9 protein-coding genes and 1 pseudogene are annotated in these 15,348 nt (G+C 39.4%); 6 read left to right on the forward strand and 4 right to left on the reverse strand.

Features of this window, described 5'->3' with window-relative positions; genetic code table 11:
- Window position 1: 1 nt before the first annotated feature.
- The 4 genes and pseudogenes from DX522_RS10510 to DX522_RS10525 form a co-directional block, all read right to left on the reverse strand.
- Window positions 2–630: pseudogene (locus DX522_RS10510) on the reverse strand (histidine phosphatase family protein).
- Between the two features lie 53 nt (window positions 631–683).
- Window positions 684–2,051 (reverse strand): toxin/drug exporter TdeA, encoded by a 1,368-nt coding sequence (gene tdeA / locus DX522_RS10515; protein WP_115180752.1) that lies wholly within the window; start codon window positions 2,049–2,051, stop codon window positions 684–686.
- A gap of 84 nt (window positions 2,052–2,135) precedes the next feature.
- Window positions 2,136–4,067, reverse strand: a complete 1,932-nt coding sequence (locus tag DX522_RS10520) for a MacB family efflux pump subunit (RefSeq protein ID WP_115180753.1) — start codon at window positions 4,065–4,067, stop codon at window positions 2,136–2,138.
- Window positions 4,068–4,085: 18 nt separating this feature from the next.
- Window positions 4,086–5,267, reverse strand: a complete 1,182-nt coding sequence (locus DX522_RS10525; protein ID WP_115180923.1) for an efflux RND transporter periplasmic adaptor subunit — start codon at window positions 5,265–5,267, stop codon at window positions 4,086–4,088.
- Between the two features lie 222 nt (window positions 5,268–5,489).
- On the opposite strand from DX522_RS10525, the gene glnS reads away from it, so the two are divergent.
- The 6 genes from glnS to glgC all read left to right on the forward strand — a co-directional run bounded on the left by glnS (window position 5,490) and on the right by glgC (window position 15,345).
- Window positions 5,490–7,163 (forward strand): glutamine--tRNA ligase, encoded by a 1,674-nt coding sequence (gene glnS, locus DX522_RS10530; protein ID WP_115180754.1) that lies wholly within the window; start codon window positions 5,490–5,492, stop codon window positions 7,161–7,163.
- A 65-nt stretch (window positions 7,164–7,228) separates the two neighbouring features.
- Complete coding sequence (locus DX522_RS10535; protein WP_115180755.1) at window positions 7,229–7,681, forward strand: YcgN family cysteine cluster protein; 453 nt, start codon at window positions 7,229–7,231, stop codon at window positions 7,679–7,681.
- Between the two features lie 70 nt (window positions 7,682–7,751).
- Window positions 7,752–9,842 (forward strand): 4-alpha-glucanotransferase, encoded by a 2,091-nt coding sequence (gene malQ / locus DX522_RS10540; protein WP_262054219.1) that lies wholly within the window; start codon window positions 7,752–7,754, stop codon window positions 9,840–9,842.
- Window positions 9,843–9,851: 9 nt separating this feature from the next.
- Window positions 9,852–12,041 (forward strand): 1,4-alpha-glucan branching protein GlgB, encoded by a 2,190-nt coding sequence (gene glgB / locus DX522_RS10545; protein ID WP_115180757.1) that lies wholly within the window; start codon window positions 9,852–9,854, stop codon window positions 12,039–12,041.
- Between the two features lie 3 nt (window positions 12,042–12,044).
- On the forward strand, window positions 12,045–14,021 hold the full coding sequence (glgX, locus tag DX522_RS10550) for a glycogen debranching protein GlgX (RefSeq protein ID WP_115180758.1): 1,977 nt from the start codon (window positions 12,045–12,047) through the stop codon (window positions 14,019–14,021).
- Between the two features lie 22 nt (window positions 14,022–14,043).
- Window positions 14,044–15,345 (forward strand): glucose-1-phosphate adenylyltransferase, encoded by a 1,302-nt coding sequence (gene glgC / locus DX522_RS10555; protein ID WP_262054220.1) that lies wholly within the window; start codon window positions 14,044–14,046, stop codon window positions 15,343–15,345.
- The last annotated feature ends 3 nt before the right edge of the window (window positions 15,346–15,348 follow it).

Genomic DNA, 15,348 nt, shown 5'->3' on the forward strand with positions numbered 1-15,348 from the left:
CTTATTTTAAATGATCCGCATCATTCATTTTCTCAATGCAAAAACCGTTTTTATCATCATAATGAACAACACTAATTGAGGTGTTGATGAGTGATACTGATTTATCTTCATCGCGGTGATTTTGCCACGTTGCGCCGTTTAACAAGGCAAGCAATAAACGCAAGGTATGGCCATGCGATACAATGAGAATATTACCTTGATCGTGGATCTTAATAATATCCTGTAATGCTTTCATGGCACGTTCGCCTAATTGCTCAAACGTTTCGCCACCATTTACTTGAGCTTTGTAATTAGCAGGATCTTTAATGAGTTGCTTGAATTCAGGGTGTTCTCTTAACGTATCGACAACTAGGCCTTCCAAGAACCAAAATATTGTTCGTTTAAACCTTGGTGATGGAAAAGGGGAATATCACGTTCTCCGATAATGTGAGAGGCGGTCTCAATAGTACGTTTCAATATGCTGGAATAAGCGGCAATGAAAGGAATGTTATTAAGTGCCACGCCTGTTTTTTTCGCACCATTAATGCCTTCTTCGGTTAAAGGGGAATCGCCATGACCTTGCATTAAACCATCCGTATTCCAAACGGTTTTACCGTGGCGAATGAAATAAAAAGTTAGTTGTTTTTTCATTTTTCATGTCCATAAAAAAGATTAAGGAAGCCGAAACTTCCTTAATCATGATTTTAACGGGAGTAATAACCTGCCATTGAACTATATACGGCATTTTCTGCTTGAATGATGTTGTATTTCGCATTCAAGATAGAAAGTTGAGAGCTTTTCTCTGTATTTGCCGCAGCAAGCCATTCACGTAATTCAGATACACCTGCATTGTAACGATCTCGATAGTATTTAGTGATACGTTGGTTATAACTGTGAGTTTTTTGCAAGTTGGCAAAGGCACTTTGTGCTTGTGTGTAGGCAAAGTAGTTGGTATCTACATCATTCAAGGCTTTAGTGATGCTTTGCTCATAGTTTAAACGTGCGGTTTCATAATCTGCTTCAGAGATTTTCACGTTCCATTTCACCGTATTCCAGTTGAGGAATGGTAGGCTAATGCCGATTAAACCTGTACCAACTGGATTGTGCAATGCGTTACCGACTTTAGTACCACTTGATGTTAAGCTTCCGCCTAAAGTGACTTCAGGGAACCAGCCTTTTTCAGTTGCTTTGGCATTTTTGAACGCACTGCTTAAGCGATATTGATAGCCTTTTACATCAGGGCGATTCGCAATCACAGAAACGGGCACATTTAAATTTACGCCCACATTTTTTACATTAAGAATGTGTGGGAAGTTGATATTTAATGCTTCTTCCGGTTTTAAGTTCAGTAAGTTACGTAAAGTTTGTTCTGCTGTTTTACGCTGCGTTTGGTAGTTGATCAAGTTATTACGTGCGTTTAACACCGCTTGTTGTGCTTGATCTACACTTGCACTGTCCGCCACACCTTGTGATAAACGGCGTTGAATAATGCTGCTAATGTCGTTGTAGTATTTAATGGTTTCTTCGGTTGTGCTGATCGCATCATTCAAGTAGGCTATTTGATAATAGGTTGTCACAACAGAGTTGATGAGTGAAAGTTTCGTTGCTTCTAAATCTTCAGCTGTTGCTTTATGTGACCATTCTGCGGCATCTGCAGTATCTGCTAAACGTTGCCATAGATCTAACGTATAACTCACATTTAATGCACCTTTATGACTGATGGTTGAGTTACCACCAGTTTTAAGATTTTTACCTGCAGAAGATTGGGTTGAACCGCTAAATGCCGGAATTAAATTTGCGCCTGCAAGGTTTGCATTGTATAAAGCACGGTTTACGGCGACAGACGCTTTGGCTAAATCTTTGTTGTTAACTAATGCTTGTTCTACCACACGATTTAATTGTGAATCATTGTAAAGCGCCCACCAGTTTTCTTTTACATTAAATTGTTTGGTGATTTCCGCATAATTTTGGTAATCCTGCTGGCTCGCTTTATAAGAATCGCCGATATTAGCACAACCTGCTAGAGCAGTTGCCATCGCGATTGCTAAGGTTAATTTTTTCATTTTTAACATGGATTTTTCCTTTCTTTTTCAATTAAAGTGCGGTCAAAAATTAGTGAGAATTTTAACCGCTCTTTTATGTTTTACAAAATTTCTTTATTCTCGAGCAAGGGCTGTGATTGGATCTAATTGTGCTGCGCGTTTTGCCGGCATATAACCGAAGATCACACCAATCAAGGTTGAGAAGACCACTGCGGCAATAATTGAGCCAGTTGAGAATGCCATCGTAAAGTCAGTCATAAATACGTTAAAGAGCAGACCGATTAAACCTGAAAGCAGAATACCTGTCACGCCGCCAATTAAACAAATCAGCACGGCTTCAATTAAAAATTGTTGCAGAATATTAAATTGTCTCGCACCAATAGCCATGCGCACACCAATTTCTTTGGTTCGTTCTGTTACGGAAACCAACATAATATTCATTACACCAATACCACCAACGATCAATGAAATAAAGGCGATAGAGGAAATGAGCAATTTCATCGTGCCTGTTGTGCTTTCAATAGTTTGTTTAATGGTATCGCTATTCATGATGAAGAAATCTTTTTTACCATGACGCATGGTGAGCAATTCAGTAATTCCTTTTTCAGCAACAGTCGTATTGACGGAATCATCTACTTTTACGGTAATCGAGCCAATTTTTTTACTGCCCGAAATACGATTCATCACGGTAGTATAAGGGGCATAGATATTAAGTGAACTGCTTGCACCGCCCATTTGTTTATCAGATACCACGCCAATAATGCGTAATGGACGTTTATTAAACATCACGATTTTGCCGATAGGATTTTCATCAGGGAAAATGGATTTTTTCGCACTTTCATCGATTAAGGCCACTTGATTGTTATCCGCCACATCTTGAGCTGAAAATAAATTGCCTGATTTTAGTTTTAAACCATCTACATCAAAATATTGTTCGCTCACACCTTTTAAACTGGTCGAGGAGAAAGTCTGGTTACCATAAATTAATGTGCCACTTGATGAGCTATTTGGCGTGACGCTTTGTACATAGCTTTGTTGGTTTAAGGCAGTGGCATCATTAATCGTAAGATTTTGCATTTGTTCAGCACGACGATCACCAAAGCCTGTACCATTAAAAATCGTCATGGTACTTGTACCAATGCCTTTAATGTTAGCCAAGATTTTTTGTTGAGAACCGTTTCCCAATGCCACAACGGAAACCACAGATGTAATCCCGATAATAATCCCGAGCATGGTTAAAAGAGAACGCATTTTGTGGGCGATAATGGCACTCACAGACATACGAAAAGCTTCAACAAATTGATCTTTGCTGAATCCAAAGTGCGGTTTAGATTTGGTTGGATTTTCGACCGCACTTTTTACCGTTTCTTTTTGCGTATCACCAATGATTTCGCCATCTTTAATTTCAATCACGCGATTGGCACTGGCGGCAATTTCGCGATCATGGGTTACCATAATAATAGTGTGGCCTTCTGCGTGTAATTGACGCAGAATTTCCATCACATTTTGACCGCTTTGTGAATCCAATGCACCAGTGGGTTCATCGGCTAAAATAATTTCACCGCCATTCATCAACGCACGCGCAATACTCACACGTTGTTGCTGACCACCAGAAAGCTGGCTTGGTTTATTTTGCCATTTATCGCCTAAACCTAATTTTTCTAAAAGTTGTTTTGCACGAGAAAGACGTTTTTCTTGCGACATCCCCGCATAAATTGCAGGTAAGGCGACGTTTTCTGCTGCGGTCAAGCTCGACAATAAGTTATAGCGTTGGAAAATAAAGCCGAATTTTTGGCTACGTAAATCTGAAAGCTGATCTTTGCTTAGTTCAATGGTTTCTTTCCCATTGATTTTGTAAGAACCACTGGTTGCCGTATCCAAGCATCCGATGATATTCATCAAGGTCGATTTACCCGAACCCGATTGCCCAATAATCGCGACGAAATCGCCTTTTTCTATATTTAAAGAGACATTTTTTAAAATATGAACACGATTTTCGCCTTCACCGAAGTAACGGTTGAGATCCTTAATTTCAATAATATTCATTAATTTTCTACCGCACTTTTAGAACATTCTTGGACCACGAGGCATCGAGCCAACTTGTTCACCATTCGTGACTTGCGACACGATGACTTTTTCACCTTCGTTTAAACCCGATTTGATTTCAGTTTTGAAATCATTTTGAACACCGGTTTCAACTTCGCGAGATTCAGGCTGATTTTTGTCATTCAATACATTTACAAAGCTTTTGCCATCACGTTTTTGAATAGCCATATTGGAAACCAATAACACATCTTTCGCGTTGGCAATTTTGATGTTATTTTCTGTCGTCATTCCGATGCGTAAAGTACGATCTGGGTTATCAATCAAAACATTGGCGTAATAGTAGATCGCACTGGTCGGTGAGCTGCTACTTGAACTCGTCGAAGATGATGTTGAAGAATTATCACTTGTTGTAGTATTGGCTGGATCAACCGAATCAATGACAGAGTGATACACGGTTTGGCTATCCGATAAAATAGTAAAACTCACTTCTTGACCTGCTTTAACTTTGGTAATGTCACCTTCTGAAATCTCAGGCTTAATTTTCATTTTGCTTAAATCGGCAATGGTTACAATTGTTGGCGTCGTTTGGTTGGCATTAACGGTTTGACCTTCTGAAACAGGCACAGAAATAACGGTACCATCCATTGGTGCGGTGATTTTGGTGTAACCCACATTGGTTTCAGCGGTATTCACTTCAATTTCAGCTTGTTTGATATTGGCTTCAATGGCTTCCATTTCGGCTTTTGCATTATCAAGGGTGCTTTTTGCGGTATTCACACTATCTAAAGACGTGGCTTTTTGCGTATAAAGTTTTGATAAGCGGTTATAGCTTGAAAGAGCAACATCATAAGCGGTTTTCTTCGCTTTTAATTGTGCTTGATAGCTCACCAATGCGGCCTTTTTGGTATTTAAGGTATTAATTTGTGTGGTAGAATCAATATCTGCGATCATTTCGCCTTTTTTGATTTCTTGCCCTAATTTGACATAGAGTTTGGTTATTTTACCCGAAGCTTGGGCACCGACATCGACTTCATTCACACTTTCAACTGAGCCAGAAGCGACAACGGTTTTTTCCACATTGCCACGGGTAACTGATTCAGTAAGATAGGTTGTTTCTTGCTTGCTGTTGCTTGAGAAAAAATAATAAGCTGCGCCAGCAGCAACGAGTAATCCGAGTAAAATAAAAAAGCGTTTTTTCATAAAGATTTTGCCATCCAAAATAAAAAATGAACATTTGTTCATTAAAGGGTATTCTAAAGGTTAACTTTTCAGTTTGCACGAAAAATCTTCAAATTAGACCTAAAAAATCCTAAAAAATTCAGTGTTAATTCGATGAAAGTGCGGTTAGTTTTGGGATCAAATTCACAACGCCTGACTTTTCGTATAGAATGGGGTAATTATTTTCAATTTATTGAGAAATTTATGAGCAATACAGCACACACTCTAGAAAATGCGGAAAATACCCGCACACATAACTTCATTACTCAAATTATTGATGAAGATTTAGCTTCGGGTAAACACAAAAGTGTTCATACTCGTTTTCCGCCTGAGCCGAACGGCTATTTACATATCGGCCACGCAAAATCTATTTGTTTAAACTTTGGTTTAGCAAAAGAATATCAAGGTTTATGTAACCTACGTTTTGACGATACCAATCCTGTAAAAGAAGACGTGGAATATGTAGATTCCATCAAAGCTGACGTGGAGTGGTTAGGTTTCAAATGGGAAGGGGAACCGCGTTATGCATCTGATTACTTCGATGCGCTTTATGGCTATGCCATTGAATTAATTAAAAAAGGCTTGGCTTATGTGGATGAGCTTTCTCCAGAAGAAATGCGTGAATATCGTGGTACCTTAACCGAGCCAGGTAAAAACAGCCCATATCGTGACCGCACTGTTGAAGAAAACTTAGCTTTATTTGAAAAAATGAAGAAGGGTGAGTTTGCAGAGGGTAAAGCAAGTTTACGTGCAAAAATTGATATGGCATCGCCATTTATGGTCATGCGTGATCCAGTAATTTATCGTATTAAATTTGCAAGCCATCACCAAACAGGTGACAAATGGTGCATTTATCCAATGTACGATTTTACTCATTGTATCTCTGATGCAATCGAGCGTATTACTCATTCGATCTGTACATTAGAATTCCAAGATAACCGTCGTTTATATGACTGGGTGTTGGAAAATATCAGTATTGAGCGTCCATTACCGCATCAATATGAATTCTCTCGTTTGAATTTAGAAGGCACGTTAACGTCTAAGCGTAAATTATTGAAATTAGTAAATGACGGCATTGTGGATGGTTGGAACGATCCGCGTATGCCAACGATTTCAGGTTTACGTCGTCGCGGTTATACCCCTGCTTCGTTACGTGAATTCTGCCGTCGTATCGGTGTGACGAAACAAGATAACGTCGTAGAGTATTCTGCACTTGAGGCTTGTATTCGTGAGGATTTAAACGAAAATGCACCACGCGCAATGGCTGTGATTGATCCTGTTCGTGTCGTGATTGAAAACTTTGAAGGCGAAGAAACCTTAACGGCACCAAATCATCCAAATCGCCCTGAATTAGGTGAGCGTCAATTACCGTTTACGAAAGAGCTTTATATTGATCGAGCAGACTTCCGTGAGGAGGCGAACAAACAATATAAACGCTTAGTATTAGGTAAAGAAGTGCGTTTACGTAACGCTTATGTGATTAAAGCTGAACGTGTCGAAAAAGATGCAAATGGTGAAATCACCACGATCTTCTGTACTTACGATCCTGAAACGTTAGGTAAAAATCCAGCGGATAGCCGTAAAGTTAAAGGTGTTATTCACTGGGTTTCTGCTGCACATAATCACCCAGCTGAATTCCGTTTGTATGATCGCTTATTTACCGTGCCAAATCCAGGTGCTGAAGATGATATTGAAAGCGTGTTAAATCCACATTCTCTCGTGGTAAAACATGGTTTTGTTGAACAAAGCTTGGCTAAAGCAGAAGCAGAGAAAGGTTATCAATTTGAACGTGAAGGTTATTTCTGTGCAGATAGTAAAGATAGCCGTCCTGAACATTTGGTATTTAATTTAACAGTAAGCTTAAAAGAAGGCTTCTAATTTTAATCAACCAAGTGCGGTCAAAATAAATGCGATTTTGACCGCACTTTTTATTTGTATTAACTATGCAACTTGAACCTAATTTTTGGCAAACAAAATCCCTGCTTGAAATGACAGAATCCGAATGGGAAGCCTTATGTGATGGCTGCGGAAAATGCTGTTATCGAAAATACATTCAAGGGCGAGGCAAGCGTGAAAAACTCTATTACACACGCATTGCTTGTAATCTATTAGATGTGGAAACTGGAAAGTGCGGTAATTATTCAGAGCGTTTTAAAATTGAAACCGACTGCACCAAGCTCACCAAAAAGAATTTACCTGATTTTCATTGGTTGCCTGACACTTGCGCTTATCGTTTGCTTTATGAAGGAAAAACGCTCCCTGAATGGCATCCGCTTATTTCTGGTGATTCAGATTCCTTGAAAAATGCTGATGTTTTAATCATAAATGGTGTTCATGAACGCGATGTGATTGATTGGTTTGAATTTATTATTGACGAAGATCACACTTTTAAATAAAGCCGGTTGTCATCACTTTCAGCTTGGTTATAATCCCTAACAAGAGTTATACAGTTGTCATGTGGTGTCTATGCAAATCTCGGATTCTCTCAAACAAAAAGCAGAAAAATGCGGTATCGCACTTTCTCATTATGATATTGATGGACATCTTATTTTCGCAGATGAAAAGACGGTTTCAACTTTTGTTGAGCTTTTGCAGCCTCCGCCAAAAGCGAAAGGACAGTTTGACGATGTACTGGCTGCATTTGAAAATGAACCGATTGATTATCGACTCAATCGTTTAGATTTGTCGCCTTCCTATGAATATCGTTATCAGCTAATTAATGAATCTAATGCAATTCTGCTAGAAAAAACACTTTCAAATTTATCCGTACTTTCCTTGCCTCCACTTCCTTTTGGCTATTATCAATTATCTATTTTTTCTGATATTGAACAGTACCGCGTTTGTTTACTTATTTCTCCTAAAACAGCGTTTCTACCACCCGTATTAAAAAATAAAAAAGTGTGGGGGGTGAATGTGCAACTTTACAGTTTACGCTCAGAACAAAACTGGGGCATTGGAGATTTTGGTGATTTAGCCACTTTAATTGAACAAAGTGCAAAACAAGGTGCCGATTATGTGGGAATTAATCCATTACATTTGCCGTATCCTGCTGTGCCAAACTGGGCTAGTCCTTATAGTTCATCCTCTCGTCGTTGGTTGAATTTTTTATATTTAGCGATTCCAAAGTTACCAGAATTTAAGCGTTGCCGTTCTGTGCAAAATTGGTTTAAGCGTGAGGATATTCAAGCAAAAATTGTTGCTTTACGTGAAAGTGATTGCGTCGATTATTCTTCAATATTGGGTTTAAAATTAACCGCACTTGAGTCCCTGTTTGATTTCTTTCAACGTAGCCAATCCGCTGAAATTGTGACACGTCGAAAAATCTTTGCTGAGTATTTAAAAAACAAAGGTGAACCTTTGTTGTTACAGGGGCTATTTAATGTATTAGATTTACAAGAACACGCCGATCATCAAGCAGAAGAAAATAGCATCGGTTGGCTTGGCTGGCGTAAGGAATGGCAACATTTAAGTGCGGCAAAAAGAAAAGCCCTATTAAAAACGCACCATCAGAAAATCCAATTTTTTGCTTGGTTGCAATGGCTTACGGAAGAACAGCTTTCTGCATTACAAAATCTTTGTAAACAGTCTGGTATGAAATTGGGTATTTATGGCGATTTAGCGGTGAATAGTTCTCGTGGCAGTGCTGATGTATGGAGCGATCCCGATTTATATTGTGTAAATGCCTCTATTGGCGCACCACCTGATCCGTTAGGTCCCGTCGGGCAAAATTGGAATTTGCCACCTTATAATCCAACAGTGCTAAAAGCACGTGGCTTTGCACCATTTATCGATATGCTACGTGCCAATATGCAATATTTCGGTGTGCTACGCATCGATCATGTTATGGGCTTATTTCGTTTGTGGTGGATTCCAGAGGGAAAAACCGCGGCTGACGGTGCTTATGTACATTATCCTTTTGATGAATTAATGGCGATTCTTGCCATTGAAAGTGTGCGCAATGAATGTTTGATTATTGGTGAAGATCTCGGCACTGTGCCTGATGAAGTGCGGTGGAAATTAAACGAGTTTCAAATTTTCTCTTATTTTGTATTGTATTTTGCCCAACGAAATGGCGAATTTCCTCGTATATCTGATTATCCTCGAAATGCTTATGCCACTATTGGTACGCATGATGTTCCCTCATTACAAAGTTTTTGGCATTGTCGTGATTTAGAATTATTTAATCAACTCGGTATTCTAAATGGAGAAGTACTCAAGCAAAAATACGATCAACGTGTCATGGATAAACAAGCCTTATTAAATCGTTTACATCGTGATAATTATTTACCGCCGCATTATGAAGGTGATGCGCTTTCTATGGCGATGCACGATCATTTAAACAGAATGATCCATCATTATTTAGCGGAAAGTAACAGCCGATTGATTGGTGTGCAATTAGAAAATTTACTTAGTCAAGAAATCAGTTTTAATTTGCCGGGCACCTCAAATGAATACCCAAACTGGTGCAAGAAACTTGCTAAACCGTTAGCGTTTATTTTTGGCAATGAGGCTTTAAAAACGCTCTTTGTGCAAATTAACCAAGGGCGAAATGTATAAGGAGTAAATATGACAACCGCAGTAACACAAGCAATTATTGATAGTTTTTATAATGCGAGCAATGGCGATCCTTTTGCTACGCTTGGTATGCACGAAACTGAGCGAGGAATTGAAATCCGTACGTTATTGCCAGAAGCCAATCGAGTGGTAGTGATTGAGCGTGAAAGTGGTAAAGAAATAACGGAACTGGATTGCGTTGATGAGCGTGGCTTTTTTGTTGGTGTTATTCTAAATTGTCGTCATTTTTTTGCTTATCAATTACAGGTTTTTTGGGGCAATGAATCGCAAATAGTCGAAGATCCTTATCGTTTTCATCCTATGATTGATGATTTAGAACAATGGCTACTTTCTGAAGGTTCTATGCTTCGCCCCTATGAAGTGCTTGGTGCGCATTTTATGGAATGTGATGGTGTGAGCGGGGTGAATTTCCGTTTATGGGCACCTAATGCAAGACGAGTTTCTATTGTAGGTGATTTCAACTATTGGGATGGTCGCCGTCATCCTATGCGTTTTCATCTAAAAAGTGGTGTTTGGGAGCTATTTTTACCAAAAGCCAGTTTAGGACAGCTCTATAAGTTTGAATTAATTGATTGTCATGGCAATCTTCGTTTGAAAGCCGATCCATTTGCCTTTAGTTCGCAACTTCGCCCTGATACAGCATCGCAAGTGAGTGCATTACCAAATGTTGTCGAAATGACGGAACAACGTCGTCAAGCAAATCAAACGAATCAACCGATTTCCATTTATGAAGTGCATTTGGGATCTTGGCGTCGTAATTTAGAAAACAATTTTTGGCTAGATTACGATCAAATTGCTGATGAACTCATTCCTTATGTAAAAGATATGGGCTTCACCCATATAGAATTTTTACCGCTTTCTGAATTTCCATTTGATGGTTCTTGGGGCTATCAACCACTTGGACTTTATTCGCCAACCAGTCGCTTTGGTTCACCTGAGGCATTCCGCCGTTTAGTAAAACGTGCACATGAAGCAGGAATTAATGTGATTTTAGATTGGGTGCCTGGTCATTTCCCAAGTGATACACATGGTTTAGTCGCATTTGATGGTACGGCTTTATATGAGCATGAAGATCCTCGCGAAGGTTATCATCAAGATTGGAATACCTTGATTTATAACTATGGGCGTAATGAGGTCAAAAATTTCTTATCCAGTAATGCACTGTATTGGCTTGAACGCTTTGGTGTAGATGGTATTCGCGTGGATGCCGTGGCTTCGATGATTTACCGTGATTACAGCCGTGCGGAAGGGGAGTGGATTCCAAATCAATATGGCGGACGTGAAAACTTAGAAGCCATTGAATTTTTAAAACATACCAACTGGAAAATTCACAGTGAAATGGCGGGGGCAATTTCTATTGCGGAAGAATCTACCTCTTTTGCTGGTGTGACTCACCCGAGTGAAAACGGTGGATTGGGCTTTAACTTTAAATGGAATATGGGCTGGATGAACGATACGCTCGCCTATATGCAGCTTGATCCAATTTACCGCCAATATCATCACAATAAAATGACTTTTGGGATGATGTATCAATACAGTGAAAATTTTGTGCTACCGCTTTCGCATGATGAAGTGGTTCATGGCAAATATTCGCTTCTCGATAAAATGCCAGGAGATGCGTGGCAAAAATTTGCGAACTTACGTGCTTACTACGGTTATATGTGGGGGCACCCGGGTAAAAAATTGCTCTTTATGGGCAATGAATTTGCTCAAGGTCGTGAGTGGAATTACGAAGAAAGTTTGGACTGGTTCTTGCTTGATGAAAATATCGGTGGTGGCTGGCATAAAGGTGTTTTGCAATTAGTAAAAGATTTGAATCATATTTACCGAGAAAACTCACCACTCTTTGAACTGGATTATTCACCTGAAGGCTTTGATTGGCTTGTCGTTGATGATGCGGCAAATTCTGTATTTGCTTTTGAGCGTCGCAGCTCAAATGATGAGCGCATTATTGTTATCAGTAACTTCACACCTGTGCCACGCCATAATTACCGTATTGGGGTAAATGTTGCAGGCACTTATGAAGAAATTCTGAATACTGATTCTATGTATTATCAAGGCTCAAACGTGGGCAATTTTGGCTATGTAACAAGTGAAGAAATTAAAAGCCATGGACGAGAAAATTCTATTTCGATTTCTATTCCACCGTTGGCGACAGTTTATTTGAAATACAATTTGTAAGATATGTTTACGATTTATAACAACGGCAAACCAGCGCCAATGGGCTATTCAATATTTACCGAGAATGGCGTGAAAGTGACTAATTTTGCACTATTCTCTGCTGCAGCGAGTGGTATTGAACTTTGCCTGTTTGATGGCGATAAGGAAACGCGTTTTCCTATGGTTCGCACAAATAATGTATGGCATTTAGCTGTAGCAGGCGTAGAGGTTGGGAGAGAATATGGATTCCGCATTTACGGTGAACATGCCAATCCGAATAAATTAATGCTCGATCCTTATGCGAAAGCGGTGAATGGTAAACCAGATTTAACTACCGAAGAAAGTCGTTCTTGGTTCTTAATGAATGATCATCATGATAATGCTCATATTGCGCCAAGAGCGGTGATTATTTCAGAAGATTTTGATTGGGAAAATGATACCGCACCCAATACGCCTTGGGCGGAAACCATTGTGTATGAATTGCATATCAAAGGTTTTAGCCAACTTAACGACAAGATTCCAGCTGAATTACGGGGCACCTATGCGGGCGTAAGTCATCCTACTAATTTAGCTTATTTAAAAGAATTAGGTGTGACTGCAGTGGAATTGCTGCCTGTAAATTTCCATATAAATGAGCCGCACTTACAGGCACGAGGCTTACAAAATTATTGGGGATACAATCCTTTAGCTATGTTTGCGGTGGAACCTAAATATGCGTCAACAAATAATCCATTAGCTGAATTTAAAGCGATGGTGAAGGCGTTTCACAAAGCGGGCATTGAAGTTATTTTAGACGTGGTATTTAACCATTCCGCAGAGTCAGAGCAAACTTATCCAACATTCTGCCAGCGTGGTATTGATGATCAAACTTACTATTGGCGCAACGATCAAGGGCGTTATATCAATTGGACAGGCTGCGGCAATATGCTCAATTTATCCTCCGATGTAGGGCGAAAATGGGTCTTAGATTGTTTACGTTATTGGGCTGAACAGTGTCATGTTGATGGTTTTCGATTTGATTTAGCTTCGGTTCTTGGGCGTGATACACCAGATTTTAATGCACAAGCTCAGCTTTTTACTGACATAAAAAATGAGCCAAGTTTACAAAATATTAAATTGATTGCCGAGCCGTGGGATATTGGACATTACGGTTATCAAGTCGGGCAATTCCCAAGTTATTTTGCCGAATGGAACGACCGATTCCGCGATGATCTCTGCCGTTTCTGGCTATGGAAAAGTGGCGAAATAGGCGCATTTGCTGAACGTTTTGCAGGTTCTAGCGATTTATTTAAGAAAAATGACCGCTTACCACACACAACACTTAATTTTATTACCGCTCATGATGGTTTCGTTATGCAAGATTTGGTGAGTTATAACCAAAAACATAACGAAGCAAATGGCGAAGAAAATCGTGATGGTCGCAATGAAAATTACAGTTATAACCATGGGGTAGAAGGTTCTACTGAATGCCTTTCTGAACCGCAAAAAAGTGCGGTGGAAAATAACCGCACTTTTGCACAAAGCGGATTATTAATGAGTTTATTGCTGGCGAATGGCACGCCGATGCTTTTGGCGGGCGATGAGTTCGGCAACACTCAATATGGTAACAATAATGCCTATTGCCAAGATAACGAAATTACTTGGCTAAAATGGGCAAATTTTAATAAGGAATTATTTGAACTTACCAAGCAAACGATTGCGGCGCGTAAGCAAATTGGTAGTTTAAATCGGAATCAATGGTGGTCAGGTGACAATGTGCAATGGCTTAACATTCACGGTAACCAGATGACAGTTGACGATTGGCAAAATCAACAAACCAAAGCATTACAAGTAGTTTTAGATAAGCATTGTCTTTTATTGATTAATGCCAAAGCCGAAGGACAGGTTTTTCACTTACCCGATGGAAAATGGAAAGCTAAAATCGGCACACATAATTTAACCCTCGATGCACAACAAGCAGAGCTTAGCTTAATGGGCTTTTGTATGCTGAGTGACGAATAACTATAAGACTATGGAGATCCTTATGAAAGCTGGCGACCTTAACAAATATGATTTAGTTAAAAATACTTTGGTGCTTATTCTTGCGGGTGGACGTGGTTCACGCTTGCATGAACTTACGGATAAACGCGCAAAACCAGCCCTTTATTTTGGTGGTAATCGCCGTATTATTGACTTTGCACTTTCTAATTGTATTAACTCTGGTTTGAACCGAATTGGGGTAGTGACTCAATACGCTGCACACTCTTTACTTCGTCATTTGCAAACAGGTTGGTCTTTCTTACCACAAGAAAAAGGGGAGTTTGTTGATATGCTTCCTGCTCGTCAACAAATTGATGATTCAACTTGGTATCGTGGTACGGCGGATGCTGTTTATCAAAATATGGCGATTATTCGTGATCACTATCGCCCTAAATACGTTTTAATTTTGGCGGGTGACCATATTTACAAACAAGACTATAGCGTCATGTTGATGGACCATGTGAACAGCGGTGCAAAATGTACGGTGGGTTGTATTGAAGTACCACGCTCTGAAGCACATGAATTTGGTGTCATGGCAGTAAACGAAAATTTAAAAGTTAAAGCCTTTGTTGAAAAACCAAAAGATCCGCCAGCAATGGTAGGTAAACCTGATGTTTCACTCGCATCAATGGGGATTTATGTGTTTAATGCGGATTATCTTTACAAAATGTTGGAGAGAGAGGTCAATACACCACAAACTAGCCATGATTTCGGTAAAGATGTATTACCAAAATGTTTAGCAGAAGAAACCCTTTATGCGCATCCTTTCAGCCGTTCTTGCATGGGACGTAATACTGAAGGTGAAATTTATTGGCGTGATGTAGGTACATTGGATAGCTTCTGGCAATCTAATATTGATTTAGTATCTGAAAATCCACAGCTTGATATTTATGACCAAAGTTGGCCAATTCGCGGTAATCCAATTCAAGCTTACCCATCAAAATTCTTCTACAAAAATTCAAATGTTCATCCAGTCGATAATTCTTTAATTGGCGGTGGTTGCGTGATTACTGATGCATCTATCAGTAATTCCGTGCTATTCGATCGCGTTAAAATTGATGCTTTCTCAAAAGTGGATCATTGCGTGGTATTGCCACAAGTTAAGATCGGTAAGAATTGTATATTGAAAAACTGTATTCTAGACCGTGAATGTATCATTCCTGATGGCATGGAAATTGGTGTGAATATGGAAGAAGATAAAAAACGATTCCGTATCAGTTCAACTGGTAAAGTGATTCTAGTTACCCCGAAAATGCTGAAAAAATTAGAAGGGGAAGAAGTCGTCTCTGAAGAGCATTTAGATTAATGA

The sequence above is a fragment of the Haemophilus parainfluenzae genome, assembly GCF_900450995.1.
Classification (GTDB): Bacteria; Pseudomonadota; Gammaproteobacteria; order Enterobacterales; family Pasteurellaceae; genus Haemophilus_D; species Haemophilus_D parainfluenzae_O.

Bases quoted from the DNA above. Each gene is read 5' to 3' on its own strand.
- glgC (WP_262054220.1), top strand. From the start codon at position 14,044: ATGAAAGCTGGCGACCTTAACAAATATGATTTAGTTAAAAATACTTTG.
- DX522_RS10520 (WP_115180753.1), bottom strand. From the start codon at position 4,067: ATGAATATTATTGAAATTAAGGATCTCAACCGTTACTTCGGTGAAGGC.
- glnS (WP_115180754.1), top strand. From the start codon at position 5,490: ATGAGCAATACAGCACACACTCTAGAAAATGCGGAAAATACCCGCACA.
- glgB (WP_115180757.1), top strand. From the start codon at position 9,852: ATGACAACCGCAGTAACACAAGCAATTATTGATAGTTTTTATAATGCG.
- tdeA (WP_115180752.1), bottom strand. From the start codon at position 2,051: ATGTTAAAAATGAAAAAATTAACCTTAGCAATCGCGATGGCAACTGCT.
- glgX (WP_115180758.1), top strand. From the start codon at position 12,045: ATGTTTACGATTTATAACAACGGCAAACCAGCGCCAATGGGCTATTCA.
- DX522_RS10525 (WP_115180923.1), bottom strand. From the start codon at position 5,267: ATGAAAAAACGCTTTTTTATTTTACTCGGATTACTCGTTGCTGCTGGC.
- malQ (WP_262054219.1), top strand. From the start codon at position 7,752: ATGCAAATCTCGGATTCTCTCAAACAAAAAGCAGAAAAATGCGGTATC.
- DX522_RS10535 (WP_115180755.1), top strand. From the start codon at position 7,229: ATGCAACTTGAACCTAATTTTTGGCAAACAAAATCCCTGCTTGAAATG.